The following is a 25,665-nucleotide window of genomic DNA, read 5'->3' on the forward strand; positions in this document are numbered from 1 at the left end:
TCCGTTCGGTCTGGGCCCGATGCCCGCTGTCGGCCCCGATCGCGGCATCGGTCGAGTAGGAACACCGTGACCTGCGAATTTCCAAGCCTCCCTCCCCCGGCGCGGCCTGCGCCGTGTTGATCGCGGAACACCGAGGACGGCGAAGAGGACGGCGGATGTGTCGACGCATTCGACGGGGAGTACGGTTCCCCGTCGTGCACGGCCTGCTGGACCGTACGGAGTAGTTCGGCGAGGACAGCGCCGCCAGACCGATCAGGTGTTCTCTCGCCGAATCAAGATGAAGAGGTGCTCGTGTCCCGGATCACTCGGGCACTGCCTGCCGCGTCGGTGGACGTGTTGGCAGTGCTGGTGTTCGCATTCGTGGGTCGACGTAATCATGAAGAGGCAGCAGGCCTCGGTGACGTCGTCACGACGTCGGTCCCGTTTCTCGGCGGGTTGGCCGTCGGCTGGTTGGTGACGAGGGCTTGGCGCGAGCCCACTCGACTGGCGGTCGGCGTCGGCGTCTGGGTGGCTGCGGTGTTGGGCGGACTGGCGGTTCGCGCGGTCACGGTCAATGTGCCGCCGGTATCGTTCGCGCTGGTCACAGCGACTGTTCTCGGCTTGTTCATGCTCGGTTGGCGGGCGGCGGCGGTCATGTTCGATCGAGGTTGCGACTGAATCGGTGATCTGCGGAGGCTCTTGTTCGAGTGCGGGTACCGGATGATGTTCTGACGTGCGGGCATAGCGATTCTTCCGGGCTCCGGGAGTTTCGCTATTGAACCACTCAATTCAGACGTATCGCGGACTCCGATTCGATCGTCGCAGGCGAACGGGAGCGGCGTGCGGTCGGCCGCCGATCCCGGCTTTCGGTGTTCCGCGCCGGGCGATCATCGACCTCGACGAGAGGCTGCTCACGGTGGTTGGGGAAGCGGGGGCGCCGATCGCCGTTCCCGGCGCTGCGTAATCTGGGGGCATGTCGCTTCGCTCCCCCCTTCGGCCTGGACAGCAGTCGCCCCGCAGGCCGGTTCCCGCAGCCATCACCCGACCCGAGTATGTGGACCGCCCCGCCCCGGCACGCAATACCGACCCGTGGGTGCAGTCCGCCGAGGTGATCGAGAAGATGCGGGTGGCGGGACGACTGGCGGCGCAGGCTCTGGAACTGGGCGGCAAGACGGTCGCACCGGGCGTGACCACCGACGAGATCGACCGGGTGATCCACGAGTTCCTCTGCGACAACAACGCCTACCCGTCGACGCTGGGCTATCGGAACTTCCCGAAGTCCTGCTGCACCTCGCTCAACGAGGTCATCTGCCACGGCATCCCCGACTCGACGGTGATCGAGGACGGCGACATCGTCAACATCGACGTCACCGCCTACCTCGACGAGGTTCACGGCGACACCAATGCCACCTTCTTCGCGGGCGAGGTCGCCGAGGAGGTGCGCCTGCTGGTGGAGCGCACGCACGAGGCGACGCTCCGGGCGATCCGCGCGGTCCGGCCGGGCCGCAGGCTCAACGTCATCGGTCGCGTCATCGAGGCCTACGCGAAGCGGTTCGACTACGGCGTGGTCCGTGACTTCACCGGCCACGGCATCGGCCGCTCCTTCCACAGCGGGCTGGTGATCCTGCATTACGACGAGCCGAACGTCGACACCGAGATCGAGGAGGGCATGACCTTCACGATCGAGCCGATGATCACTCTCGGCGGCATCGACTACGACATCTGGGACGATGGCTGGACCGTCACCACCAAGGACAAGAGCTGGACCGCGCAGTTCGAGCACACGATCCTGGTCACCGCCGACGGTGCGGAGATCCTCACCCAGGCGTGAGGCTGCCTGCACCAGGCGTACGGGGCAGCGGTCGGCGTCGATCGGTTCGGTACGCTGCGGCGATGAGTGCGGCGCCCGGTGAGTTCTCGTCGGCGCCCCGTGGCTGATCGAGGCCTGGGCGGCGCGCTGTTGGTGGCGGGCACCACCTCCGACGCAGGCAAGAGCGTGCTGACGGCCGGGCTGTGCCGGTGGCTGGCCCGGCGCGGGGTGCGGGTGGCGCCGTTCAAGGCGCAGAACATGTCCAACAACTCGGTGGTCACCGTCGACGGCGGCGAGATCGGCCGGGCACAGGCCATGCAGGCTGCGGCGGCCGGGCTCCGGCCCAGCGTCCGCTTCAATCCGGTGCTGCTCAAGCCGGGCAGCGATCGCAGCTCCCAGGTGGTGCTGCACGGGACGGTGATCGGCGAGGTCGACGCCGCGTCGTACCGGCGTCGCCGTGCCGAGCTGGCCGAGGCGGTGCGGACGAGCCTCGCCGAGCTGCGCGCCGAGTTCGACGTGGTGATCTGCGAAGGCGCCGGGTCGCCCGCCGAGATCAATCTCCGGGCGGGCGACCTCGCGAACATGGGGCTCGCCGTCGCCGGGCGGCTGCCGGTGATCGTGGTGTCCGACATCGATCGCGGCGGGGTCTTCGCTCATCTCTACGGCACGCTGGCCCTGCTCGACGCGACCGATCAGTCACTGATCGCGGGTTTCGTGATCAACAAGTTCCGAGGTGATCTCGGCCTGCTGGAACCCGGGCTGCGGACGCTCACCGACCTCACCGGCAGGCCCGTCTACGGCGTCCTGCCCTGGTCGGACGGACTGTGGCTGGATGCCGAGGACTCGCTGTCCACCGCGACCGACGGCGTGTTGGGCCGACCGGCGCCGCCGCTGGGGGAGTCCTGGCTGCGGGTGGCGGTGCCTCGGCTGCCGAGGATGTCCAACCCGACCGATCTGGACGCACTCGCCTGCGAACCCGGCGTCGCGGTCCGCTTCGCCGAGGAGCCCTCTCGCCTGGCCGATGCCGACCTCGTGGTGATCCCCGGCTCCAAGTCCACCGTCGCCGACCTGGACTGGCTGCGTCGGACGGGGCTGGCCGAGGCGATTCGACGGCACGCCGAGGCGGGCAGGCCGGTGTTCGGCGTGTGCGGCGGTTTTCAGATGCTGGCCCGCACGATCGACGACCGGGTCGAGTCCCGCCGGGGCACCGTGCCGGGGCTGGGCCTGCTCGACCTCGAGGTCACCTTCGAGGCCGCCAAGACGCTGCGGACGCCGACGGGTGTCGCGCTGGGTGAGCCGGTGACGGGTTACGAGATCCATCACGGCCGGATCAGCAGGCGCGCGGCGGGGCTGGCGCCGCTGGTGGAGCGGGTCTCCTCGGCCCGCGGAGCGGACGCGGTAAACGTCGGAGACGCGGCGCGCGGAGCGGGCGCGGATTCTGCGGCGGCCCGCGTGGGCATCGGCGGGAAAGACGACGCGGCCGGGGACGATCGAGTGGAGGGCGTGGCATCCTGGCCGGTGGCGGGCACGCACTGGCACGGCCTGTTCGAGAACGACGCCTTCCGCCGCGCCTTCCTTCGCCGGGCCGCTGACCAGGCCGGGCGGGCGGGCTTTCGTGTCGCCTCCGACACCTCGTTCGGCGCCGCCCGCGAGCAGCAGCTCGACCTGCTCGCCGACCTGGTGGACGAACACCTGGACACCAACGCGCTGCTCCGGCTCCTCGAGCAGGGCGCCCCGGCCGGGCTGCCGCTGCTGGCGCCGGGGGCATTGCCCTAGCGGCGGTGACCTCGCCGGCTGTGGCCACCCGATGCGGGCCAGGCGCCGAGCTTCGCTTCAGATCGACGTCGTTGCGGCCGGGGTCGGCTGCCCTGCGCCGCTGCCTCGCTGCGTCGCTGTCGTGGGCGGACGGGCGGCAGCCTCGTGCAATCGACTTGACCAGACTAGGTCTAACGGTACCGTGGAGATATGACGATCCAGGTCAACCTCTATGAGGCGAAGACGCAGTTGTCGCGGCTGGTCGACCAGGCAGCTGGCGGCGAGAAGGTGATCATCGCGCGGAACGGCAGGCCGGTGGCGGCCCTCGGGCCGCTGCCGAAGCACGAGGTCGTGCGGCGGACCCCCGGCGACTGGAAGGGCAAGGGGTGGATCGCCCCCGATTTCGACGAGACGCCGGATGAGGTCGTGGATCTCTTCTACGGGGATTCTCGATGAGGGTGCTGCTGGACACGAACGTGCTGCTCTGGTGGTTGTTCGACGACGAGCGGCTCACGAGGGAGGCGACCGAGCTGATCGCCGACGTCGACAACACGGTGTACGTCTCGGCGGTCAGTGCCTTCGAGATCGCGACCAAGAGTTCGATCGGCAAACTCAGCGTGCCGGGCGACCTGGCGGAGCTCATCACGAAGAACGCCTTCGACGAGATGCCGGTGACGGTGTCACACGGGCTGGAGGTCGCCCGGCTGCCTCTCCACCACCGTGACCCGTTCGACCGCCTGCTGATCGCGCAGGCCCGCTGCGAGTCGCTCACGCTGCTCACCGGTGACACGAAGTTGGAGTCCTACGAGGTCAAGGTGATCACGGTCGGCTGATCGGCGACGAAGGCGCTGAGCCAGGGGGCAGTCTGTCTCGGCGAGGTGCCGGGAGCATAGGGGCGGTTGAGAACCGAGGAGGCGGGCTGATGGCGGCTGTCATGGAGCACCCGACAGGGCACCTAGGCGGCGGCCCTCCGTGGAGCAGCAGCCGCTGCGCGCCCGCGCCGTAGGTTCAGGACCGGCCGGTGTGCTCGCCCGGCTCCCCGAGCCTGTCGAGCTGCTCGTCCAGGAAGCCGCCTGCCTCGCGGGCGGCCTGTTCCGGGTCGTGGTCGCGCACCGCGTCCAGGAGAGCGCTGTGGGACACGTGCTGGACGCACGCCGCCGCGTTGTCCATGGCGACACCGGTCGCGACGCTGGCCAGCACCGCCTCGGTGAAGCCTTGATACAGCTCGGTCAGCACCGGGTTCTGGGCACACGCGACCAGCTGGGCATGGAAATCGGTGTCGATGCGCACCATCGACTCCCAGTCTTCCGCGACCAACGCCGCGTCACGTCGGCGAAGCGTCTCGGTGAGCGAGTCCAGCTCCTCGTCGGTGCGGCGCAGTGCGGCCAGCCGGGCCGCCTCGACCTCCAGCGCTCGGCGCGTCTCCAGCACGTCCCGCAGCTCCGATGCGCACAGCCTGCGCACGGCACCGGACAGCTCGCTGGTGGCTCGGACGAAGGTGCCGTCGCCCTGTCTGACCTCCAGCAGCCCGGCGTGGGCCAGCGCCCGGACCGCCTCCCGCACCGTGTTCCGGCCGACTCCGAGTGCGTCGACCAGTTCGGGCTCGGCGGGTATCCGGCTGCCGATCGCCCATTCGCCACTGGTCACCAGCAGTCGAAGCTGTTCGATGACCTGGTCGACGAGCCCGGTGCGTCGAGTGGTGGCCAACGGCACAACGACGTCCTTTCATCCGAACATCCTATGTTTGGCATAGTAGTCCGCGTGTCCTGGGAACGACGAGAACCACCAGCCTGGAATGATCGGATTCTCCCCGACGAACCGGGCGGCGTACAGCAGGCCGTCTTGGCCGGCGAGGACGCCGTGGCCCCGGACGCAGGCGCGGCGGCAGGCAGGCGGCCTGGTGCCAAGGGCCACACCGCTCTCGTCGGCAGTGGGCTGCTGCTGATCGGCGTCGCCCTCGCCGCCGCGAACATGCGACCGGCCGTCACCAGCCTCGCGTCGGTCCTCGGCGAGATCCGTTCCTCCCTCGGCCAGTCGACGACCTGGGCGAGCGTGCTGACCACGGTGCCGACGCTCTGCTTCGGACTGGCCGGGGTGGCCGCGCCCTTCCTGGCCCGCCGTTTAGGGCTGGCCCGAGGCATCGGGCTCGCGTTGGCCGTGCTCGCCGTCGGGCTGACGGTCCGCGCCGTGGACGGCCCCTCGGCCGTGCTGGCGGGCACCTTTCTGGCCTGCGGCGCCATCGCGCTGTGCAACGTGCTGGTCCCCGTGGTGGTCAAGGAGTCGTTCCCCCACCGCATGGGCATGGCCACCGGCATCTACACCTCGGCGATGGCGGCGGGCGGTGCGCTCGGCTCCGCGTTGACGCCCCGCTTCGCATTGTGGTTCGACGGCTGGCGGCTGCCGCTGGCCACCTGGGCGCTGCTGGCGCTGGCCGCGCTGTGCGTCTGGTCGGTCGCCGCCCGCCATGACCGCTCCGCCGCGCCCGCCGCGCCGTCCACCACGCCGGATCGACAGGGTTCGCTGCTGCGCAGCCCGCTGGCCTGGGCCATCACCCTGTTCTTCGCCACGCAGGCCCTGATCGCCTACGTGGTGATGGGCTGGCTGCCGGAGGTGCTCATGGCGGTGGGGCACGACGCCGCGACGGCGGGCCTCCTGCTGGCCGTGGTGATGGTGGTGGGGGTGCCGATGAGCCTGCTCACCGGGCCCCTCATCGCGCGCAGCCCGACTCAGTCGTGGTGGGCGGCGGGCCTGGGCGGCCTGGCCGCGGTCGGCATCCTCGGGCTGCTCGTCGCGCCGCTGTGGGCGCCGCTGCTGTGGGCGTTGACCCTCGGGATCGGCATGGCCGTGTTCCCGCTGGCACTCACGCTCATCTCGCTGCGGACCAGGTCGTCGGCGGAGACGGCCAGGATGTCCGCGATGGCGCAGAGTCTGGGCTACCTGATCGCGGCCACCGGACCGTTCCTCTTCGGGCTCCTGCACGACGCGACCGGCGACTGGGACGTGTCGTTGCTGATGGTGCTGGGAGTGCTGGTGGTGCAGACCGTCCTCGGCGTGATCGCTGGTCGTCCTCGCTACGTCTGACGACGGTCGGCACTCACGAGCCCGTGCTCACTTCTTGCGGAACTTCGCCAGGTAGCCCTGGACCTTCTCCTTGTTCTTGGGATCGTTTGCCATCTCCTTGGCCTTGTCGATGGCCTCGCGAGCCTTCGGGCTCTTGGCGAACTCCTGGATTCGAGAGAACAGGGAAGACATGGCTCAAACCCCTCTTCGGCACTGCGTCGGGCACTATGCGCCGACAAGGTCGAGATTACCCAATCGTGCGGTATGTGAACCGTTCTCGTCGCCCGGCGGGTCTGCTGGGGCGCCCGCCGGGCTCCTGACGGGTCCTCGATCGGCTCAGCCGGGCAGCGGCAGCTTGAGCAGGGCGTTCTCCACGAGCTCCGGCATGGCTGGGTGGATCCAGTACTGATCGCGCGCCATCCGTCGCACGTCCAGACCGAAGCTCATCGCCTGGATCAGCGGCTGGATCAGTGTCGAGGCCTGCGGACCGATGATGTGTGCGCCCAGCAGCCTGCCGTCGTCGGGGTCGGCGATCAGCTTGCAGAAGCCCGTGGTGTCCTCCATCGCCCAGCCGTAGGCGATGTCCGCGTAGTCCTGGGTCGCGGTGACGTAGCGGAGTCCCCGGATCTTCGCCTCCTGCTCACTGACCCCCACCGACGCGACCTGCGGAGCGGAGAACACCGCGTGCGGCACAAAGCGGTGATCGGAGGCCCTCGGCGCCTCGGGGTGCAGCAGGTTGTGCTGGACGATCCTCGTCTCGTGGTTGGCGACGTGCTTGAGCTGGTACTCCGAGCTGAGGTCGCCCAGCGCCCAGATCCCCTCGACGTCGGTGCGCTGGTACTCGTCCACCACCACCCGGCCGTCCGGGTGGGTCCGCACCCCGGTGCGGTCCAGGCGCAGCAGATCGGAGTTGGGCACGCGGCCTGCCGCGACCAGCAGGACCTCGCCCTCGGCACAGGTGGCGCCGCCGGGACCCTGGGAGTGCACGCGGACGAGGTCGCCCTGCCGCTCCACGCTGGTGATCGTCTGATCGAACCGCACGTCCCACCGGTCCGCGGCCAGCTCCGAGAACCGTCGGGAGACGTCGAGGTCCTCGTGCCGCAGCAGGGCCCCCGACCTGGTGACCATCGTGATCTCGACGCCGAAGGAGCCGAACACGTGTGCCAGTTCGGCGGCGATGAACCCGCCGCCCAGGATCACCATCCGCTCCGGAAGCTTCTCCAGCCGCATGATCGTGTCGCTGGTGTGGGCGCCGACCTCGGCCATCCCCGGCACCGCCGGGATGACCGGCCTGCTGCCCGCCGCCAGCACGAACCGATCGGCGGTGATCGTCTGCTCCTCGGCACCCCGACCGGTGACGGTCAGCGTCTTGTCGCCGACGAACCGGCCGGTGCCCTCGAACACGGTCACGTTCGGGCTGCCCTCGATCCGATACCGCCTGCCGCCCTGCGCGATCGGGTCGATGCGGCCGAAGATCCGGTCGCGCACGTCGGGCCAGCGCACGCCCTGCAACTCGGAGTCCACGCCCAGCGCGGCCGAGGCGGCGGGCGTGCCCGCCAGTTCGGCGGTGTGCACGAACATCTTCGTGGGGATGCAGCCCACGTTCAGGCAGGTGCCGCCGAAGGTGCCGCGCTCGATCAGCGCGACGTTCCAGTCGGCGAATCGGTCATCCACGATCGAGTTGCCCGATCCGGTGCCCACGATGGCAAGGTCGAAGTGCTGCACGCCGTCATCTCCACTGTTCGTGTGTCCGTGTCGTCTGAGCCGATGGTGGCCGGGTCGTCGTCCGCCGAGAGGCGCTACGCCCTGGTGTTCTGGGGTCGATCATGTTCGGAGCCGCCGCCGCGCCGCGACGACGCCGTGGTGCCGGACTGCCGCTGCGGCTCGGCCGCCGCACCCTCGCCTGTCTGGTCGTCCTCGTCGGTCTCCGGCGTCGCCGAGCCGGCAGGCCCGTCTCGGCCGACTCGGACGTCCACCGCGTGCAACCCGCTGAGCATTCCGCTGATTCCCCGCCGGTCGGCGGTCAGCAGCAGCGACACTGCGTGCAGACCGGCCAATGCCACCGCTGCCCAGACCGCAGGCGCCCACCAGATCAACGCGGCCGTCTGGAGCACTCCGAAGGCGCCGAACCCGCTGATCCACCAGACCACGGCGCGCAGCGCAGCGGCTCGACCGCCGTCCACACTGGTCAGACGCAGCAGCACGATCTGCTGCCCCGGCGTGGCCCGGCGAACCACGAGGCTGGTGCCGATCAGTGCCGCGGGCAGGCCCCACTGTGCCACCGCGTGGATCCACGGCAGCCCGTCCTCCGCGGCACCCCCGGTGCCGACCGCCGCCGTGACGATCAACAGGGCGACGTTTCCGGAGAGCCACATCACCAGCAGGTCGCAGGCCATCCCGAGCAGCCTGCGACTCGCGGTCACCGGCCTGGGCACGCCCGGCGCCGCTCCGGTGCGCTGGCCGGGCACCAGCCGCAGCAGCGGGGCGAGGACCGCCCCCACCACCGCGCCCAGTCCGTTGGCCGCCAGGTCGTCGACGTCGAACAGCCGGTAGGGGCACGGGTAGAGGAACCAGATCCCGGTGAGCTGGGTGAACTCGATGAACAGGGTCGCGGCGGCCCCGATCGCGATCGTGGCGAGGAAGCCTCGCCGGAACATGTGCCGGACGAACATGCCCATCGGCACGAACAGCGCGATGTTCATCGCGAACTGCTGGAACGCCGAGTCGACCAGCAACGAGCGGACGCCGCCGGAGCCGAAGGTCGCGGGCAGTCCGGAGAGGCTGGCAAGCGGGGTCAACTGCGGGCGCACCCAGGAGTAGGCCTCGCAGAAGCCGGGCCCGACGGGCGGGATCGGGATCAGCACATAGGCCAGCAGGCCCAGGATGTAACAGAGGAAGGCGAAGGCGATCAGCGCGTGGCCTAAGCCGAGCTGGCCCCGACGACGGTACTGCCGCGCCACGTAGGGCAGGAAGGCCAGCGCCGCGACGACGATCGCCAGGGTCAGCGCCACGAATCCGGGCAGGACACGGATGCTCACGGTGGAAGTTGCTCCTGTGCTGGAAGTGGGGCGGTGCCCTGACGACGCCACGGCGGCCTCACGGGGAGGTCGACTCGGACGCGGGAAGGCCTGGGGGGACGGCCTGCTCGTGGTGCGATCACGCGCAGCGGGACGGCTCGGTGGAACGGGTGGCGCACGCCGGGATGGTCTGCTCGGCGGTGGAGCGGGCCGTCCCCGACAGGGTCGGAGCAGTCGAGATCAGACCCGGCGGGGGTCGGGTCCCGACCCGAGGCGGGAGCGGGGAACCAGACGAGCCTGCCTGCCCCGGAGACTGCGGCAGGCTCGGTGCGGACACCTCAGTGGGAGAAGACCGGAGCGATGATCGCCCTGGCGAGGGTGTGGAAGACGAGGTTGAAGCTGACCACCGTCAGGCTGGTGTCCGCGTCGACGTCGATGGCGGGCACGTCCATCGCGTGCACGACGAAGTAATACCGGTGCGGGTGGTCGCCCTGCGGGGGAGCGGCGCCTGCGTAGTCCCTGGTACCGAGGTCGTTGCGCACGGCGAACGCCGCGCCGGGCAGTGCTGCCCCTGCCGCGCCCGCACCGGCCGCCAGCGTCGTCGTCGTGGCCGGGAGGTTCACGACCCCCCAGTGCCAGAAGCCGGCAGGAGTCGGCGCGTCCGGATCGAAGCAGGTGACGGTGAAGCCCTGGGTCTCGGCGGGGAACCCCGACCAGCTCAGCGCGGGCGAGACGTCCTCGCCGCCCGCTCCCGCAGAGATGTGCCGGGCGGGCAGCTGCTCCCCGTGGACGACGTCGTCACTGGTCACGGTGAAGGACGCCACCGAGGGAAGCAGGGTGTAGGGGTCGGGCGCGATCGGCCGGTCCAGGCTCATCGGACTCCTCAAGCGTCGTCGAGATCGTCGGTCTTCGCCGACGACCCTAGCGGCGCCTGCGCCTGCCGCCGCCGCCCGTTCGGTCGGTGCGTGCCGAGGCAGGCGGCCGCTCGCCGCGACGTCGCTTGTCGACGTGGCCCGGCCGACCCGACGGGCGGGTCAGGTCCGCCGAGCGGGACCCTCGCCGTGTTCCGGCTCGGCCGACGGCGTCGGACGTCGTCTGTCCAGCGGTTCTGCCGACCGAAGGTGCTCTCGCCGTGCCGGGGGGTGTCGGCGCGTCGACCCCGCAGTGGAGACCCTGCCGAGGGAGGCGACTCCCTCTGCCGAGGGAGGCAGGCGGGTGCTCGGGCGCGGGAGCCTGACCTCGACGTCGAGTACCACGCCGACCTCGTCGGCGCCGATCCAAGGGAGTTCCGATGCCCCGTTCGACTCCGCAGGCCGCACCCGCCCCGCCGAGCGCGGCGCCTGCGCCGAAGCCGATCGATGCAAGACCGCCGTCCGCCCGCCCGCTGCAGCTGGCCAGGGCGGCGCTCGTCGTCTGCCTGGCGCTGCTCGTTCTTGGTCTGCTGCCCGCGCCCGGCGACGTGCTCACCGCTGCCACCGGCGTGCCTGCCTGGTTCGCCCCGATCGGCGCGGGACTCGGGATGATCGCCGCCGCGCTGCTCGGCGGGTCGAGGACGCGCCGACATCCCGCGTCGATCGTGCTGGGCGTACTGGCCGGGGCGGCCCTGATCTGGGTCTCGACCGGGCTGCTCATCCAGGTCTTCGGCATCCCGGTCCTGGTGTTGTTCGGCGGTGAACTGCCATACGAACTGCTCCCGATGGCCGTGCGCGTGCTGGCCGCCACCGCCGTCGCACTTCTCGCCGCGAGCATCCTGAGCGGTCGGGTCTTCACCGTCCCAGGACCGCACGGCTCGTGGTTCGGCGTGGTCTCACTGGTCCTGGTGCTGGTCTACCCGGCGATCAAGACGGCATGGGCACTCGGCAGCGAGTTCGGCGTCACCGGTGAGCCGGTCGCGCACGGCTTCGACGCGGGATGGATTCCGGCGATCTTCGCCCTGTTCGGCGCGGTGCTCGTCCTCGCATTGACCTTCGATCGGGCTCGGTTCCTGCCCCGCTGGATGCTGCTGGCCGCAGGCTGGTTCGGATCCGGCGCCCTGATCACCGTCATCCCGGTGGTCCTGGCACCCGCCCAGTCGGCGGACTCCGGTGATCTGGCGCCGTGGGTCTTCACCCTCTTCTACGGCAGCTGGGCACTGCTCGGCCCGACGCTGGGCGCCACCACCTGGGTCTATCAGCTCCGCAGCCGCCGGACCGCAGGCCCCGTCCACGTCGCCGAGCCCGCTCCGCCGTCGCTACCGTGAGCCTGCCATGACCGTTCTGCCGCGCTTCCTGCGCTCGATGCGCCGCGTGCCCGTCCTCCGCCGGGCGTTCGACGCGGCCTTCTATCGCCGCTGGGCACACCTTGTCCTCGGCGGTGCCCTGCTGATGCCGTTCGTGGCGTTGACGGGCGTCGCCGTGGAGTTGCTCGCGCGACGGACGACCGAGGAACTGCCCGTCCTGCTCACGGCCACCCTGGCGGCCCTGCCGCTGGTGGCGCTCGTCGGGCTGCTGTCGCCCGTGCGGGAGTTGTCGGCGAGCGCGGCCAGGGCGTTGCTGGGCGGCCCGCTCATCGAGCAGGAGTTCGCACGGACCGGCGGCAGGCAGGCGCGGCGTCGCACGAGCCTATGGTTCGTGCTGCACCTGTTGATCGGCGGGGTGATCAGCGCGCTCACCCTGGCGCTGCCGCCTGCGACAGCCCTCGGGCTGGCGGCGCCATGGCTGCCGGATCTCCAACTGCCCGCAGGCTGGGGTGTCGGTGCCGAGGACGTCCGACGCTGGTGGCTGGTTCTCGGCGCGGTCCTGCTGCTGCTCGGTCTGTTCGCGGCGGTGGCCTCGGCAGGCGCCCTGCTGAGTCGGGCGGCAGGCGTGCTGCTCGGTCCGACGCCGGACGAGCGTCGTGCAGCCGCGCATCGGCAGCTCGTGCGTCGCGCGGAACGGCACCGGCTGGCGAGGGAGCTGCACGACTCGGTCGGCCATGCGCTGAGCGTGGTCAGCATCCAGGCGGGGGCGGCCCGACACACTGCGGCCACCGACGTCGCGTTCGCCGTGACCGCGATGCGGGCCGTCGAGACGGCGGCGCGGGAGGCTCAGACCGATCTGGATCACGTCCTTGGTCTGCTGCGCGACGACGACACGGCCGCTCGTCTCGCGGCGCCGCTGCTGTCCGAGGTACACGCCGTCGTGGACGCCGCCCGCGCAGCGGGGACCGAGGTCGAGCTGGTGGTGTCCGGTTCCCTCGACGAGCCCGACGCCGAGATGTCGCGGGAGGCCTACCGGATCGTGCAGGAGTGCCTCACGAACTGCCTGCGGCATGCGCCGGGCTGCCCGGTGCGCCTGTCCCTGGACATGAGGGCAGGGGAACTGCTGATCTCCGTCGGCAATCCGCTGCCGGCGGCGGATACCCGATCCCGGCCGGGACCGAGCGGCGGGCGCGGCCTGCGGGGCGTGCGGGAGCGGGTCGCGAGCCTGGGCGGCCGGGTGGAGACGGGTGCGGTGGACGGCCGGTGGGCGGTGACGGCACGACTGCCGTCGGCTCGGACGGGAGGACGATGACAGACGCGATGGCAGACCGGGTCTCGGCCGCAGCCGAGTCGTTCGAGGTGATCGGCGTGCTGCTGGTCGATGACGAGGCGCTCGTGCGGGGCGGGCTGCGCGCGATCATCGACGCCCAGCCGGATCTGCGGGTGGTCGGTGAGGCCGCCGACGGCGTGGACGTCATCCCGCTGGTTCGGGCCCTGCGGCCGGACGTGGTGCTGATGGACGTGCGCATGCCGGGTATCGACGGCATCGAGGCCACTCGGCGGCTGTTGGCAGGCAACGCCATGCCGCCGAAGGTCCTCGTGCTGACGACCTTCGAGAACGACGATCACGTCTACGACGCACTGCGCGTCGGCGCGCAGGGCTTCCTGCTCAAGCGCGCCGCCCCGGAGGAGATCCTGCGGGCCGTCCGGACCATCGCGACAGGCGACTCGCTGCTGTTCCCTGCTGCGGTTCGGTCCCTTCTCGCGCGCCGCCCCGGTCCCACGCGCGCCGGGCCGCGTCTCACCGAACGAGAGGCCGAGGTCCTGCGTCTCCTCGCCACGGGACTGACCAATGCCGAGATCGCCGGCCGGCTGTTCCTCGGTGTGGAGACCGTCAAGACGCACGTCCGCGCGGTGCTCGCCAAGCTCGGCGCCCGAGACCGGACACAGGCCGTCATCGCCGCTTATGAGACCGGACTGGTCCGGCCCGACTGAGCCTCGCAGGCCGCACAGCCTGTAGCGGCCTGCGATCGATGTCCGCCCCACGGCGGGGATCGGCTGCAGGCGAAGGGGTGGCGATATCGCTGCGAGCGGGGCTCGCACGCCGTCCGGCGGCGGTCCGGGCCGTGCGGCGGGCGAGCCCGCGGCGAGGGCGGGTCGCGACGGGTCCAGCGCCGCAGTCCGATGCGACCCCGGCGGCGCCGTCTCCGGCCGGCGAGCCGGGCGAACCGAGGGCCTCGCCCAGGTCGGCTGCCGACCGTCGACGCAGGACCGATACCGTGATCATGCAGGCGTTTCGGGGGCGAGACGAAGTGGAGTGTCATGGCTGAGGTCAAGGTCACGGTCGAGCGGGAGTTCGACGACGAGGTGAGTCGGATTCGCGAATTGATCGCCGACTATCAGGAGACGCGGCCTGCCGTGCTTCCCCCGCCGTTCAGTGAGTACGAGGTGCTCGCGGGCGGCACCGGCGCCGGGACGCGGGTGCGCTGGAAGCTCCAGGCCACCAAGAGCCGGATTCGTGACTGTGTGCTCGACGTGGACCAGTCCGCCGAGGGTGACCTGATCGAGCGGGACGCCAACTCCAGCATGGTCACCACATGGACGGTGCGACCCGGTGTCGCGGGCCGGTCCAGAGTCGCGGTGACCAACACCTGGCAGGGCGCCGCCGGCGTCGGCGGCTTCTTCGAACGGACCTTCGCTCCGATGGGGCTGCGCCGGATCTACGGCGAACTGCTGGACAACCTCGCCCGTCGAGCCAACTGAGGTTCCCCACTCGTTCGCGACGCGGCGGTGGCGGGTGACGGCGAGGGCGCCGACGCCGCGCCCGCAGCGAGCAGCGGCCGGTTCGGCGTAGCCGTTCGCGGATCATGCCGACGGTCCGGTGGTGCGCCGCAGGTCCGGCCGGGCTGCTCCTGCGGACTGGCCGTGCCGCCCGCGACCCGTCGTCCGACGCCACGGGGCGGCGCTGCGACGTGCGTGCTCCGGACCGGTCCGGCGATGCGAACCGCGGTCCGGCGGCCGGCTCGCCGAGTCGGCGATGCGTCGGCGGCCGTGGGTGATCCCTTCGAGGATGCGCGGATCTCGGGACGGGTTCGTCTCCGCGTCCGGCTAGCGACCTTGGCGACGTGATCGGCTAGCGGACGCCGCCACTCCCGCCTGCCGGTTCGGCGACCCGCGCCGCCGTGATGTCGAGTTGGCGGGCGAGGCCGTCCCGCACCTCGGTGAGAGCCTCGATCCGTTCGGTCAGGTCGGCCAGTCGTCGCCGTGCGACGTCGAGACCGGGCAGGCCGGGGCGCGCGGCGAACACGTCGCCGTCCAGGCACGGCAGGAAGAAGCGGACGTCCTCCAGCACGAGACCGAGCGAGAGCAGTCGGCGGATGTTGACCACACGGGCCACGGCAGAGTCCTCGTAGACGCGGTACCCGTTGGGCAGGCGTTCCGAGTCCAGCAGGCCCTGTTGTTCGTAGTACCTGATCGACCGCGTGCTGCATTCCGATCGTGCGGCCAGCTCCCCGATCCGCATCTCGCCCGGTCCTCCTTCGTGGTCAGGTGACGCTGCCACCGCCGTCCACCGGGAACCAGGCGCCGTTCACCTGCGCCCCGTGCCGTCGGTGGGCGATGGCGACGATCCACCAGGCCACCTCGTCGGCGGTGTTGACCCGCCCTTGCGCGAACCGAGCGTTGTTCTCGGACTCCACCCGCGCGAGGTCGGCCTCCGAGTATCCGTTGTTCGTCAGCACCGGAGTGTCGGTGGGGCCGGGCGCCACGGTCACCGCGCGGACGCCCCGCGAGCCGAGTTCGGCCGCCCACGCCCGGCTGAGGAAGTCCAGCCCGGCCTTGCTCGCACCGTAGACCGACATGTCCGGCCAGCCGCGCTGCCCGACCGCCGTGCTGACGTTGATCACCGCGCCCCCGACGGCTTCCAGACTCGGCAGCGCCTCCTGCGTCAGGAACATCGGCGCGACCAGGTTGGTCTCGAGCTGGCGATTCACCTCTTCCCTGGTGATCGAGCCCAACGGCGTCCGGCCGACGACGCCCGCGTTGTTCACCAGCACGTCGAGGCGTCCGGACAGCGTCAGCGCCGCCTCGACGATGCGCGCAGGCCCGTCCGCCGAGGTGACGTCGACGGCGAGCGGGTGGATCGTCGGGTGTCCGTCCGCGGTCTCGGCCAGCGGTTCCGGCCTGCGCCCGACGGCGAGCACCCTCGCACCGCGCTCGGCGAAGGCGCGGGCGGCCGCCCGGCCGATCCCGGACCCGCCACCGGTGACGATGACGCTCTGACCTGCGAAATCGATCTCGTGCTCTGTCATGTCGGGGACGGTAGAACGTTGACGTCAGTGACAAGGTCAAGCCGAGGAGCCGGTGACGGCCGAGGTCGTGAGCGGGATCACGGGCCTCCGGTGCAGCGCCGAGGGCGGCTCAGCCGCCGGTCGCCGAGAAGTGCATCAGGTCGGACGGGGAACTCCACCGCCCGCCCCACGTCCAGCCGATCTCGTCGAAGGCCGCCGTCACGACATCGCCCTCCAGGATCATCCCGTCCCGCACCCGGCCTCGGTCGACATAGGCCGAGGCCAGCTCGGGCAGCACGACCCCGTCGGAGCGCACATACGGGTTGACGAACGGGTTGACGTCCACCGCGAGCCCGGAGGCGTGTGCCGACCAGGCGCCGGAGCCGACGGCGGCGCGGCACACGAAGGCGGAGGTGTTGTTGCCGTCCCCGGTCGGCGCCGTGTCCAGTTCCCAGGCGGCGGTCACCCGCATCTCCTCGATCGGGAAGCGGTCGGCGTGCAGCCTGCCGAAGGCCGTGACGATTGCGTCGGCGACGTCGGCGTGGACGAGCATCTCCCCGGTGTGATGCCCGCCGTCGAAGCCCCAGAACGACATCGTCAGGTATCGCAGGTCCGTCGCGGCGACCGGGCAGCCCGCATGCCAGGTGCTGCGGGCGAGGAGCTCCTCGGGCACCGTCTCGACGGCGGCCGCGTAGCGCTCGTCCGGCGGGGCGGGCAGCAGGTCGGGGGTCGGCAGCCTGCGATCGACCAGCTCCGGGGGCGTGGGCAGGATCTCGCCGAGGCCGTCCGGTCGTTCCGGCAGTGGCGACGCCCCGACCTGCCAGTGCGTCGGCGCGGCGGGTTCCGCGGGCTCGGCAGGTTCGTCGTCCGGTTCCGGCGTGGCCGTGGGGGATCGGGACGACTCGTCGGCCGGGTCGCTTGACTCCGGTGCCGTGGTGACGCCGACCGTGCCGGGGTCCAGCGGCGCGACCGCGTCGGAACTCGGCGGCGGGCCGAGCGAACAGGCAGCCGACATCGCCACCGCCGCTGCTAACCCGGCCGTCACCCGGTGGAGTGTCTTTTCCATGGCCATCCCACCAGCGTGGCACGAGTGACGAGCGGGACGCCGGGGCGCCCGAGTTGTTGCTGACGGGGTTCCGTGTTGCGCTGCATGGACGCCGATCAGAGCGGGGGAGCGATGTCCACGGTGCTCAGCGAGATCCGTCGACGGCCACTGGCGCTCGTGGTCGCGGTCCTCCTCGCGGGGCCGGCCGTGCCGGTGGTGCCGGGACTCGGCGTCGAGCTGTTCGCTGCGAGTGCTGATCGGCCCGCCGCAGGCGAGACCGAGGCGGCGAATCCCACGGCAGGCGCGGATCTGGGTGGCGCGGGCGGGGCGGTCGTCGGCGTCGAGGGCGAGAGCGCACCCCCGGACGATGCCGCCGCCGAACCGCCCGAGGTCCTGCCCGAGGATGTCGAGTATCCGTGGGCGCTCCGGCTGACCACGGCCAACGGAGTGCCCTTCTGCGCGGGTGCCCTGGTGGCCCCGACCAGCGTGCTCACCGCCGCCACCTGCGTCTGGGGCGCGGACCCCGCCCGGCTGCGCGTCGTCGCGCCCGCCGACGCAGCCTCCGGCGACGACACCGAGCCGGGTCTACGAGTCGCCGAACTGTGGACGCATCCCGAGCACGTCCCGGCGACCGCAGACCACGACATCGCCCTGATCACTCTCGCGGAGCCGCTCGACCGGCCCGTGCTCCGGTTGGCGGGGACCGACGACGCCGCGCTGTACGAGCTCGGCGGCGCGGCCTTCCTGCTGCGCGGTGACGGGGCCGAGCAGGACGAGTCACGGCGCGGCGTGCTGAGCATCCAGTCCGCCGACGCGTGCTCCTCGGCCTACGACTTCTATGACCCGACGTGGATGCTCTGCGCCGCATCCGATCCCGGTGGCGTCGATCCCTGCCAGAGCGAGGTCGGCGGCCCGATCTTCGTCTTGGACGGCGACTCCGAGGCGGTGATCGGCCTTCTCCCCTCGGGTCGAGGCTGCGGCGCGGCGGGCCGACCCGGTGCCTTCCCGAACGTCGCCGCCTATGCCGACCTGCTCGCCGAGCAGCTCCCTGCGCCCGAGGTGGTGGAGCCTCCCCAGGACGTCGCCGCACCCGACGCGGCCGCACCCGATGCCGCCGACGACGCCGAGGCGCGCCCGGCCGCCGATCCGGCCGCCGCACCCGCACCGCCGGGGCCGCCCGCCGCGCCGACGGAGTCCCCGGCGCAGGCCGAGTCGGCGCCCTGACGCGTACCGGGTGATCCGCGTCGTGGCCGTGCCACGCCGATGTTCGCCCGACTGAATGATCCCGTACCGCAACTGATCGGATACGGTGAGTACTCATGTCGATTACGCCGAAAGGAGCAGCCGTGCTGCGTCGAGTGGATCAGTCGCATCGAGTCGGCCGCCGGATCGGAGCCGCCCTGGCGGCCGTGCTGCTGCTGGCGGTCGGTTCGGTCGCCTCGGCGGCGGACGCGCCCGAGGGCGGGTCGGTGGCCGAGAGTCGCATCGTCGGCGGAGTCCCCGCCGACACGGCCGATCATCCGTGGATGGCGGCCCTCACCACGCCGAGCGGTGATCTGTACTGCGGTGGCGCACTGGTGGCGCCCGACAAGGTCGTCACCGCGGCCCACTGCCTGGTGCTGCCCTCGGAGCAGGGCGTGCGTGTGAAGCCGAGGTCGGACGTCCGCGTCGTGGTCGGGCGCACCGACCTTCGCACGACCGACGGCGTCCAGGCGGGGGTGCGGAGCATCTGGGTGCATCCCCGGTACTCGTCGTTCGTCGAGGGCGAGGACGTGGCCGTGCTGACCCTGGACCGCCGGATCAACGTCGAGACCGCGAAGCTGGTGGACCTCGGCGACGACCGGCTGTACTCGGCAGGGACGCCCGCCACGACACTGGGCTGGGGGCGGACGAGCGAGAACGGCACGACCTCGCCGACGCTGCGGTCGCTCGACCTGCCGATGATCGCCGACGCCGACTGCGCTCGGTCCTATCCGGAGTACGACTCCGCGGCGATGGTCTGCGCGGGTTATCTGGACGGCGGCCGGGATGCGTGCGCGGGCGACTCCGGCGGTCCGCTGATCGCCGAGGGTCGAGTGGTCGGCCTCGTCTCCTGGGGCGACGGCTGCGCTCGGCAGAACAGCCCCGGCGTCTACACCCGGCTCATCGAGTACCGGACCATGCTCGCGCAGCAGACCGGGGTCTGAGCGGCGCTGGGGTGGTCTGTTAGACAGACGAGGTGCGTGCCTACTCCATCGAGGACCAGGGTCGACCGACCGACGGCGTGGTCGTGCATCGCGCCGCAGGCGACGAGCTCACGGCCCAGACGCTCTACGGCCTGCTCCGACTCCGATCCGCCGTGTTCGTGGTCGAGCAGGACTGCGCCTATCTCGACCCGGACGGGCGTGACCTGGCGCCGGACACCCGGCACCTCTGGTTGACCGACGCGGGCTCCACCGAGCCGGCGGCCGTCCTGCGGCTGCTCGCCGAGCCTGCCGGGGTCGTCCGCGTCGGTCGGGTATGCACGGCCTCGGCCGCGCGGGGGCGAGGCCTGGCCCGCACGCTCATGACGGCCGCGCTCGCGGAGATCGGCTCGGCGACGTCCGTGCTGGCCGCGCAGGTCACGGTCGTCGACTTCTACCGCTCCTTCGGCTACCAGGAGTCGGGGGAGGCCTTCGACGAGGACGGCATCCGACATCAGCCGATGACCCGTCCGGGAGTCGACGCGGGCTGACGACCTCCCGTATCGCCGTGCGCCCGATCGGTCCGCTCCGACCGCGCGGCGTGTCGCGTTCCTGCAAGCGGGCGGGCTGCTCCTCGCGGCATGCTGACTCGGCGGCTGCGCGGCCGATCCGGTCGCGCGGCGTCGACGACGCGGAGGAGCGGCGGACATGTTCGGTTACCTCGCCAGTATGCGGACGACCCCCGGACACCGGGACCGGGTGATCGCCCTGTTGACGGGCGGTGTCGACGGCCTGCGTGCGCTGGGCTGCACGCTCTATCTCGTCGGCGCCTCCGCCACCGATGACGACGTCATCTGGGTGACCGAGGTGTGGGAGAGCCGGGAGCATCACGAGGCCTCGCTGTCCCGGCCGGAGGTCAGGGCGGCCATCGCCGAGGCGAGACCCATGCTGACCGGCGATGTCACCAGTGCGGAGTTCACGGTGGCGGGCGGGCTCGGAATCTGAGCCCGGCCTACCGGCCGCCGCATCCGGAGGGAAGCGAGCTGCGCAGGCAGTCGGGTGTCAGCCGGGAGGACTTGCTGCTCACCCCGGTCCGATGCTGGCTGGTGGAACCGACCGAACAGCACCGAATCGCCCGGGCGGCGCCTGCACGTCCCGGCCCGATCTGTGGCCGCGAGATCGGGGCGTCCTGCCGGTGCGGGGGCCGGTCCGTCGTCGCCGATCCCGCTGCGCGCCCGATCGTCGTGCCCGAGCACCCGCCGCCCGCGAAGGCGGGTCGACAGGCGACCTCACGTCGCGAGCAGCCGCTCGTCTGCCCGCGCGGGGGCGGTGGCGACGAGGACGTCCACCACGTGATCCAGATCCTGCTCGGTGAGGTCACTGCGGGCGGTCAGCCGGAGCCGGGAGACGTGGTCCGGCACCGAGGGCGGTCGGAAGCACCCGACGGCCACGCCTGCCGCTGCGCAGCGGCCCGCCCAGTCGAGTGCCTGCTGGGCCGAGGGCGCCCGGACCGACACCACGGCACCCGCAGGCTCGGCTGCGTCCAGGCCCGCCGCCCGCAGTCGCTCGGCCAGGGCGCGGGCCGAGGCGCGAACCCGGTCGGCGAGTTCCGGCTCGGCCCGCAGCACGGCGAGGGCCTCGGCGGCGGCACCCACCGACGCAGGCGCCAGCCCGGTGTCGAAGATGAACGTGCGGGCCGTCTCGACGAGATGGCGGATGACTCGCGCGGGCCCGAGCACCACGCCGCCCTGCGAGCCCAACGATTTGGACAGGGTCGCGGTGACCACCACGTCCGGCGCGCCCGCGATCCCCGCCGCCGCAGGTGCGCCGCGTCCGCCGGGACCCAGGACGCCGAGGCCGTGCGCGTCGTCGATCAGCAGGCCCGCCGAGTGCTCGCGACACACGGCGGCCAGCGCGGCCAGGGGCGCGAGGTCACCGTCCACCGAGAACACCGAGTCGGTGACCACCAGGGCACGTTTCCGCGACCGGTCGCGCAGCGCGGCGGCCACCGCCGCGACGTCGCGATGCGGAACCCGCATGTGGTCCGAACGGGACAGCCGCATCCCGTCGATCAGCGAGGCGTGGTCGTACTCGTCGGCGACGAGCAGCGTGCCTGGCCCGCCCAGCGCGCTCAGCGCGCCCAGATTGGCCAGGTAGCCGGAGGAGAACACCAGGGCGCTCTCGACGCCGCAGAAGTCGGCGAGGTCTCGTTCCAGCTCCGCATGGGCGTCGAGAGTGCCGGTCACCAGCCGCGAACCGGTCGACCCGGCGCCCCAGCGTCGCGCCGCCGCCGAGGCCGCCGCCACGACGCGCGGGTCTCTGGCGAGACCCAGATAGTCGTTCCCCGCGAGGTTGCGCACGTCGGAGTCGGCGGACCTGGGCACGAGTCGGCGGCGGAGCCCGGCCTTCGCCCTGGCCTGGGCCCGGACGTCCAGCCAGTCGAACACCTGATCACCCGGAGCGCTCACGCGCGGCAGTGTCGCACGGGCGCCGCGCGGCCCGGTCCCAGAAGTCGGGGTCACCTGCCGAGCCGGGGGTCGGGTCCGCCGTCGAGCAACGGTGCCTGCTGCGCGATCGGCGTCGCCGTACCGGGTCGGTCGGCGAGGTCCCGCCGACCTCGCCGACGGGCGAGCCGCTGCCGCGCAGACGCGCCGCCTGCGCGGGGCTGCCTGCCCGGCCCCGAATTCTGGGCCCGGTCGACCTGGCCCGGCCGGGATCGCGACGTCGTGGCGGTGCCCGCGTTCGGGCGCACCGAGGCCGACCGAGGTCAGGCGGCCCAGGCCGTGTTCGTCGGACCGAGGTGTCGCCCGCATGTCGAGCGGGTCGACCGCGTGATCGAGTCGATGCGGGCGCCGTACGCCGAGGGGCGGGCGGCTGTGCGGTGGCAGCCGAGCCGAGACGGCCGAGCAGATCACCGGCAGGTGACGGTCGATCTCGCACCGGCCTCCGGGATGCGGTGAGCCCCGGGTTGCGCCGTACCGTCGGCTGGTGGTCGATGACGTGATGCTCTGGGGGGCCGACGGCGCCGCCCCGCCCCCCGACCCGGCGGCGGGGGCGGACCTCTTCACCGAGTTGTGGGACTCCCCGACCGTCGGTGCCGCGACCTCCTCGGTCCGGTACTCCCAGGAGACCGGCCTCTGGCTGGTGCGCCGGGCATCCGACATCCGCCGCATCCTGTCCGACGTCGAGACCTTCCGCCCGGACAACGCGCTCGACGCCTTCACGCCGTTGTCGATTCCCGCGCTGCGCACGCTGGCGCGCGCGGGCTTCAGCCTGCCGCCGACCCTGGCCAACAACGGCACCGACACGCACGCCGGGCTTCGCGGCGTGGTCGCGGCCTTCGTGACACCCCGGCGCGTCGCGGCGGCCGTCCCGATGATCCGGCGACTCGTGCGGTCCTGGCTGGCCGACTATGCCCCCGCCCTGCAGAGCGGAGCCGTCGTGGACCTCGGCAGCCCGCTGGCCCGTGATCTGCCCGCCCGGGTGCTGCTGCATCTGCTGCGCGTCGACGAGGTCGACCTGCCGGTGCTCAAGGAGTGGAGCAGCGCCTCCCTGGAGCTGTTCTGGGGCCTGCCCGGCGAGCGGCGCCAGCGTGATCTCGCCGTCCTGGCAGGCGACTTTTACCGCTGGCTGCGGTCGCGGCTGGCCGCCGCCGACCCGGACGGTCCGGACCTGTTCGCCGCGTTGCGCAGACATCGGCTGCCCGATGGGGCGCCGCTGTCGGCCGCTGAGGCGGTAGGCGTCTGCTACTTCCTGTTCATCGCGGGGCAGGAGACCACGACGCAACTCCTCGCAGGCCTGCTGCATCGGGTGCTCGGCGAACCGGAGCGCTGGCGCGAGATCGCGGCAGGCGCCCCCGGCGCGGCCGAATCGTGTGTCGAGGAGTTTCTGCGCCTCACACCGCCGGTCCCGACCTGGCGCCGGGTCACCGCCGCCGAGACCGTCGTCGACGGGGTCACCGTGCCTGCGGGCGCCCGACTGCTGTTGCTGCTCGGCGCGGCGGGCCGGGATGACGTGTCGGCGGGGCCCGGCGTGGGATGTCCCGTGCCCTCGGGTGTCGGCCCCTCGGATCTCGACTCGTCCGATCTCGACGGCTCGGGCCGGGTGCCGCGCCCAGCCGGAGCTCCCGAGGCCGACCGCCCCGACGCGGCCCTGGGGGCAGACGCCGAACAGGAGACGGCCGATCCCGGCGTGTTTCGGCCCGGGCGCCCGAATCCTCGGCGACATCTGGCCTTCGGCCACGGCCCGCACTTCTGTCTCGGTGCGGGACTGGCGCGCGCCGAGGCCGCCGTCGTGCTGGAGACCGTCGCGGCCGCCCTGCCCCGGCTGCGCCGTGTCGAGGAGCATCCGCCGCAGCTCCGACTGCTGTCCTTCCGCGCGCCCCGGCGGGTCCTCGTGACGGAGGAGCCGCCGATGAGGTGACCCAATGTGTCGATCACGATGAGAGGGGCGACGGCGGCGATCGACGGCCTGCCGCGAAACGGTACGGTCGTCACCTACGGTGCCGTGTCCAGCGCGCCGAGGCGACGACGACATACCGGGCGCTTCGGCGGCTCACGACGTCGTGACGTCCTCAGCCAGTTCACCAGTCTCGTGCTCCCGCCGACGCGGGGGAGGGGAGCAGCATGACCAGCGGCCGGGTCTCGTTCATCGGTGCAGGTCCCGGTTCGGCCGATCTCATCACGGTGCGTGGTGCCCGCCGCATCGCAGAGGCCGAGGTCGTGGTGTGGGCATCCGGGTCGATCTCGCCGGACTGTGTTCGCGAGCACGCCGGGGAGCAGGCGCAGCTCGTCGACTCCTCGCGGGTTTCCGACGAGGCGGTCGTGGAGATCTACCGGCGCGCGGCGGCCGAGCGGCTTCGAGTCGTCCGCCTGTTGCCCGGCGATCCCGCCCTGTGGAGCGGCGTCCAGGCGCACCACGACGTGTGCAGGCGTTTCGGCCTCGACGTGGAGATCGTGCCCGGCGTGTCCACTGTGTCGGCGGCGGCCTCGGCGGCAGGCCGCGAGCTGACCCCGGACGGCGCTCACTCGGTGGTCCTGGCCAGGGCGGATGGCGGCAAGACGCCGTTGCCGCAGGGCGAGGACCTGCGGCAGTTCGTCGCGGGCGGTGCGACGATCGCGATGTACCTGGCGGGCGCGCGGGCCGGGGAACTCGTCGAGCAGCTCGTGGCGGGCGGTTTCACCGCGACCACGCCGGTGATCGTCGGACATAAGCCGTCGTGGCCGGACGAGCAGCTCCTGCGCACCTCACTCGGCGAGCTGGCGGCGACCGTCAAGCAGCACCGACTCTGGAGCAACACCCTCTTCCTGATCGGCGAGTCGCTGGCCGAGAGCGGGCCGCGCGGCCGAGGGGCGAACAGGTCTGCGCATCCCTACCGGCGTTCCGCCGGTGCCACGACGGGTTCTGCCCACCGGAGCGCCGCCACGGCACGGCGCGAGGCACGGGAGTCGAGTCGCGGCGGGGACGCCGGGTCGACGGCCGCCGGTGCCGATGTGCCGTTCGAGCCCAGGACCTCGGAGGCGGAGCGCGGCGCCGAGGCCACGGCGGCCTGGTGGGCGGTGCGGGACTGGCAGGAGACCGCACGGGGTGCGAGTCGCGCCGGCGGCCGAGGCGCCTCGGGCCGGACCCGCCGCGCCGCCGAGGACTCCTCGGCCGGTGTCGAGTCCGATGAACCGCTGCCCGCCGCCGCCGACACTGCGGAGTCGGCGGCGGGGGACGGCGAGCAGACCTCGACCGCCGGTCAGTCGCGTGCCGAGGCCACGACGGCGATTCCCGCCCAGGCGGAGGCCGTCGACCCGGTGCCCTCGGAGTCCAGGACTCCCGCAGCGGGCCAGAAGGTCAGCGCCAAGCGCACCGCGACGCAGTCGGTGAGTGCGAAGGTCGACACCACGAACCGTGCGAAGACCAGGTCTGCGGGCGAGGCCAAGGGCTCGGATGCCGGGACGGACGCAGGCTCCGGCGGCCGTCGCGCCGCAGGCCGCAAGTCCTCGCAGGGGCGCGGCCGCCGTTCCTGAGCCGACTTCTTCTCGGCGGCGGCCGGTGTCCGGCGGAGTCGGGGCGGAGCGCTGCGACGACCAGGCATTGCGCCGGGACTCCCGGCGTGGGCAGGAACCTCCACAGCCGACAGCCGACAGCCGACAGCCGACAGCCGACAGCCGACAGCCGACAGCCGACAGCCGACAGCCGACAGCCGACAGCCGACAGCCGACAGCCGACAGCCGACAGCCGACAGCCGCCTACGCCCCTGCGCCCGGTCGAGCCTGCGGACGTTCGTGCCTCGGCCGGTCGCGGTCGACGTGATCTGTGTCGCGGCCTGTTCGCTAGGACACC

25 protein-coding genes are annotated in these 25,665 nt (G+C 72.0%); 16 read left to right on the forward strand and 9 right to left on the reverse strand.

What is annotated here, in order from left to right:
- The first annotated feature begins 291 nt into the window (after positions 1-291).
- The 5 genes from UA75_RS09075 (at position 292) to UA75_RS09095 (ending at position 4,377) form a co-directional block, all read left to right on the forward strand.
- Positions 292-657, forward strand: coding sequence for a DUF3054 domain-containing protein (locus tag UA75_RS09075; protein WP_075743585.1), 366 nt, complete (start codon positions 292-294; stop codon positions 655-657).
- A 295-nt stretch (positions 658-952) separates the two neighbouring features.
- Entirely contained in the window at positions 953-1,810 is an 858-nt protein-coding gene (gene map / locus UA75_RS09080; RefSeq protein ID WP_075739872.1) for a type I methionyl aminopeptidase, read from the forward strand.
- A gap of 114 nt (positions 1,811-1,924) precedes the next feature.
- Positions 1,925-3,565 (forward strand): cobyric acid synthase, encoded by a 1,641-nt coding sequence (locus UA75_RS09085; protein WP_075743586.1) that lies wholly within the window; start codon positions 1,925-1,927, stop codon positions 3,563-3,565.
- Positions 3,566-3,754: 189 nt separating this feature from the next.
- Positions 3,755-4,000 carry a type II toxin-antitoxin system Phd/YefM family antitoxin gene (locus tag UA75_RS09090; RefSeq protein ID WP_075739873.1) on the forward strand — a complete coding sequence of 82 codons (246 nt, stop codon included), beginning with the start codon at positions 3,755-3,757 and terminating at the stop codon, positions 3,998-4,000.
- Positions 3,997-4,377: a type II toxin-antitoxin system VapC family toxin gene (locus tag UA75_RS09095; RefSeq protein ID WP_075739874.1), complete on the forward strand. Its 381-nt coding sequence runs from the start codon at positions 3,997-3,999 to the stop codon at positions 4,375-4,377. The genes UA75_RS09090 and UA75_RS09095 overlap by 4 nt, the downstream gene beginning before the upstream one ends.
- 175 nt (positions 4,378-4,552) lie before the next feature.
- On the opposite strand, the gene UA75_RS09100 is transcribed toward UA75_RS09095, so the two are convergent.
- On the reverse strand, positions 4,553-5,257 hold the full coding sequence (locus UA75_RS09100; RefSeq protein ID WP_075739875.1) for a FadR/GntR family transcriptional regulator: 705 nt from the start codon (positions 5,255-5,257) through the stop codon (positions 4,553-4,555).
- A 48-nt stretch (positions 5,258-5,305) separates the two neighbouring features.
- On the opposite strand from UA75_RS09100, the gene UA75_RS09105 reads away from it, so the two are divergent.
- Entirely contained in the window at positions 5,306-6,625 is a 1,320-nt protein-coding gene (locus UA75_RS09105) for a CynX/NimT family MFS transporter (RefSeq protein WP_232237690.1), read from the forward strand.
- A 27-nt stretch (positions 6,626-6,652) separates the two neighbouring features.
- On the opposite strand, the gene UA75_RS33755 is transcribed toward UA75_RS09105, so the two are convergent.
- From UA75_RS33755 to UA75_RS09120, 4 genes are all read right to left on the reverse strand, one after another.
- The gene (locus UA75_RS33755) at positions 6,653-6,796 is read right to left on the reverse strand and encodes a hypothetical protein (protein WP_198042973.1); all 144 of its coding nucleotides are present in this window, start codon (positions 6,794-6,796) and stop codon (positions 6,653-6,655) included.
- Between the two features lie 144 nt (positions 6,797-6,940).
- Positions 6,941-8,329: a mycothione reductase gene (locus UA75_RS09110; RefSeq protein ID WP_075739876.1), complete on the reverse strand. Its 1,389-nt coding sequence runs from the start codon at positions 8,327-8,329 to the stop codon at positions 6,941-6,943.
- Positions 8,330-8,403: 74 nt separating this feature from the next.
- Complete coding sequence (locus UA75_RS09115; protein WP_075739877.1) at positions 8,404-9,642, reverse strand: VanZ family protein; 1,239 nt, start codon at positions 9,640-9,642, stop codon at positions 8,404-8,406.
- A 317-nt stretch (positions 9,643-9,959) separates the two neighbouring features.
- The gene (locus UA75_RS09120) at positions 9,960-10,496 is read right to left on the reverse strand and encodes a YbhB/YbcL family Raf kinase inhibitor-like protein (protein WP_075739878.1); all 537 of its coding nucleotides are present in this window, start codon (positions 10,494-10,496) and stop codon (positions 9,960-9,962) included.
- A 416-nt stretch (positions 10,497-10,912) separates the two neighbouring features.
- Here UA75_RS09120 and UA75_RS09125 point away from each other — a divergent pair, with 416 nt between their 5' ends.
- From UA75_RS09125 to UA75_RS09140, 4 genes are all read left to right on the forward strand, one after another.
- Positions 10,913-11,860 carry a hypothetical protein gene (locus UA75_RS09125; protein ID WP_075739879.1) on the forward strand — a complete coding sequence of 316 codons (948 nt, stop codon included), beginning with the start codon at positions 10,913-10,915 and terminating at the stop codon, positions 11,858-11,860.
- A 7-nt stretch (positions 11,861-11,867) separates the two neighbouring features.
- The gene (locus UA75_RS09130) at positions 11,868-13,151 is read left to right on the forward strand and encodes a sensor histidine kinase (protein ID WP_198044241.1); all 1,284 of its coding nucleotides are present in this window, start codon (positions 11,868-11,870) and stop codon (positions 13,149-13,151) included.
- On the forward strand, positions 13,148-13,834 hold the full coding sequence (locus UA75_RS09135) for a response regulator (protein WP_232237691.1): 687 nt from the start codon (positions 13,148-13,150) through the stop codon (positions 13,832-13,834). The genes UA75_RS09130 and UA75_RS09135 overlap by 4 nt, the downstream gene beginning before the upstream one ends.
- A gap of 327 nt (positions 13,835-14,161) precedes the next feature.
- Entirely contained in the window at positions 14,162-14,602 is a 441-nt protein-coding gene (locus tag UA75_RS09140) for an SRPBCC family protein (RefSeq protein WP_075739880.1), read from the forward strand.
- Positions 14,603-14,972: 370 nt separating this feature from the next.
- On the opposite strand, the gene UA75_RS09145 is transcribed toward UA75_RS09140, so the two are convergent.
- The 3 genes from UA75_RS09145 to UA75_RS09155 all read right to left on the reverse strand — a co-directional run bounded on the left by UA75_RS09145 (position 14,973) and on the right by UA75_RS09155 (position 17,200).
- A complete protein-coding gene (locus tag UA75_RS09145) occupies positions 14,973-15,362 on the reverse strand; it encodes a MerR family transcriptional regulator (protein ID WP_075739881.1) in 390 nt (129 codons plus the stop codon).
- A gap of 22 nt (positions 15,363-15,384) precedes the next feature.
- Positions 15,385-16,149, reverse strand: coding sequence for an SDR family NAD(P)-dependent oxidoreductase (locus UA75_RS09150; protein ID WP_075739882.1), 765 nt, complete (start codon positions 16,147-16,149; stop codon positions 15,385-15,387).
- A gap of 109 nt (positions 16,150-16,258) precedes the next feature.
- A complete protein-coding gene (locus tag UA75_RS09155; RefSeq protein WP_232251184.1) occupies positions 16,259-17,200 on the reverse strand; it encodes a M15 family metallopeptidase in 942 nt (313 codons plus the stop codon).
- Positions 17,201-17,278: 78 nt separating this feature from the next.
- Between UA75_RS09155 and UA75_RS09160 the strand changes: the two genes are divergently transcribed.
- From UA75_RS09160 to UA75_RS09175, 4 genes are all read left to right on the forward strand, one after another.
- On the forward strand, positions 17,279-18,397 hold the full coding sequence (locus UA75_RS09160) for a S1 family peptidase (RefSeq protein ID WP_157434069.1): 1,119 nt from the start codon (positions 17,279-17,281) through the stop codon (positions 18,395-18,397).
- 122 nt (positions 18,398-18,519) lie between these two features.
- On the forward strand, positions 18,520-19,359 hold the full coding sequence (locus tag UA75_RS09165; protein WP_232251185.1) for a S1 family peptidase: 840 nt from the start codon (positions 18,520-18,522) through the stop codon (positions 19,357-19,359).
- Positions 19,360-19,391: 32 nt separating this feature from the next.
- A complete protein-coding gene (locus tag UA75_RS09170; RefSeq protein WP_232237693.1) occupies positions 19,392-19,886 on the forward strand; it encodes a GNAT family N-acetyltransferase in 495 nt (164 codons plus the stop codon).
- A 157-nt stretch (positions 19,887-20,043) separates the two neighbouring features.
- A complete protein-coding gene (locus tag UA75_RS09175; protein ID WP_075739885.1) occupies positions 20,044-20,340 on the forward strand; it encodes a putative quinol monooxygenase in 297 nt (98 codons plus the stop codon).
- Between the two features lie 284 nt (positions 20,341-20,624).
- Here the strand turns inward: UA75_RS09175 and UA75_RS09180 are convergent, their stop codons facing one another.
- On the reverse strand, positions 20,625-21,803 hold the full coding sequence (locus UA75_RS09180) for an 8-amino-7-oxononanoate synthase (protein ID WP_232237694.1): 1,179 nt from the start codon (positions 21,801-21,803) through the stop codon (positions 20,625-20,627).
- Positions 21,804-22,323: 520 nt separating this feature from the next.
- Here UA75_RS09180 and UA75_RS09190 point away from each other — a divergent pair.
- Positions 22,324-23,757, forward strand: coding sequence for a cytochrome P450 (locus tag UA75_RS09190; RefSeq protein WP_157434070.1), 1,434 nt, complete (start codon positions 22,324-22,326; stop codon positions 23,755-23,757).
- Between the two features lie 203 nt (positions 23,758-23,960).
- Positions 23,961-25,349 carry a cobalt-precorrin-4/precorrin-4 C(11)-methyltransferase gene (locus UA75_RS09195; protein WP_075739888.1) on the forward strand — a complete coding sequence of 463 codons (1,389 nt, stop codon included), beginning with the start codon at positions 23,961-23,963 and terminating at the stop codon, positions 25,347-25,349.
- The last annotated feature ends 316 nt before the right edge of the window (positions 25,350-25,665 follow it).

This window comes from Actinoalloteichus sp. GBA129-24, from assembly GCF_001941645.1.
Taxonomy (GTDB): domain Bacteria; phylum Actinomycetota; class Actinomycetes; order Mycobacteriales; family Pseudonocardiaceae; genus Actinoalloteichus_A; species Actinoalloteichus_A fjordicus.

What these genes read in the sequence shown, in the direction of transcription:
- UA75_RS09130 (WP_198044241.1), top strand. Translation starts at nt 11,868, where the DNA reads ATGACCGTTCTGCCGCGCTTCCTGCGCTCGATGCGCCGCGTGCCCGTC.
- UA75_RS09195 (WP_075739888.1), top strand. Translation starts at nt 23,961, where the DNA reads ATGACCAGCGGCCGGGTCTCGTTCATCGGTGCAGGTCCCGGTTCGGCC.
- UA75_RS09155 (WP_232251184.1), bottom strand. Translation starts at nt 17,200, where the DNA reads ATGGCCATGGAAAAGACACTCCACCGGGTGACGGCCGGGTTAGCAGCG.
- UA75_RS09120 (WP_075739878.1), bottom strand. Translation starts at nt 10,496, where the DNA reads ATGAGCCTGGACCGGCCGATCGCGCCCGACCCCTACACCCTGCTTCCC.
- UA75_RS33755 (WP_198042973.1), bottom strand. Translation starts at nt 6,796, where the DNA reads ATGTCTTCCCTGTTCTCTCGAATCCAGGAGTTCGCCAAGAGCCCGAAG.
- UA75_RS09135 (WP_232237691.1), top strand. Translation starts at nt 13,148, where the DNA reads ATGACAGACGCGATGGCAGACCGGGTCTCGGCCGCAGCCGAGTCGTTC.
- UA75_RS09145 (WP_075739881.1), bottom strand. Translation starts at nt 15,362, where the DNA reads ATGCGGATCGGGGAGCTGGCCGCACGATCGGAATGCAGCACGCGGTCG.
- UA75_RS09150 (WP_075739882.1), bottom strand. Translation starts at nt 16,149, where the DNA reads ATGACAGAGCACGAGATCGATTTCGCAGGTCAGAGCGTCATCGTCACC.
- map (WP_075739872.1), top strand. Translation starts at nt 953, where the DNA reads ATGTCGCTTCGCTCCCCCCTTCGGCCTGGACAGCAGTCGCCCCGCAGG.
- UA75_RS09160 (WP_157434069.1), top strand. Translation starts at nt 17,279, where the DNA reads ATGGACGCCGATCAGAGCGGGGGAGCGATGTCCACGGTGCTCAGCGAG.
- UA75_RS09175 (WP_075739885.1), top strand. Translation starts at nt 20,044, where the DNA reads ATGTTCGGTTACCTCGCCAGTATGCGGACGACCCCCGGACACCGGGAC.
- UA75_RS09090 (WP_075739873.1), top strand. Translation starts at nt 3,755, where the DNA reads ATGACGATCCAGGTCAACCTCTATGAGGCGAAGACGCAGTTGTCGCGG.
- UA75_RS09125 (WP_075739879.1), top strand. Translation starts at nt 10,913, where the DNA reads ATGCCCCGTTCGACTCCGCAGGCCGCACCCGCCCCGCCGAGCGCGGCG.
- UA75_RS09095 (WP_075739874.1), top strand. Translation starts at nt 3,997, where the DNA reads ATGAGGGTGCTGCTGGACACGAACGTGCTGCTCTGGTGGTTGTTCGAC.
- UA75_RS09140 (WP_075739880.1), top strand. Translation starts at nt 14,162, where the DNA reads ATGGCTGAGGTCAAGGTCACGGTCGAGCGGGAGTTCGACGACGAGGTG.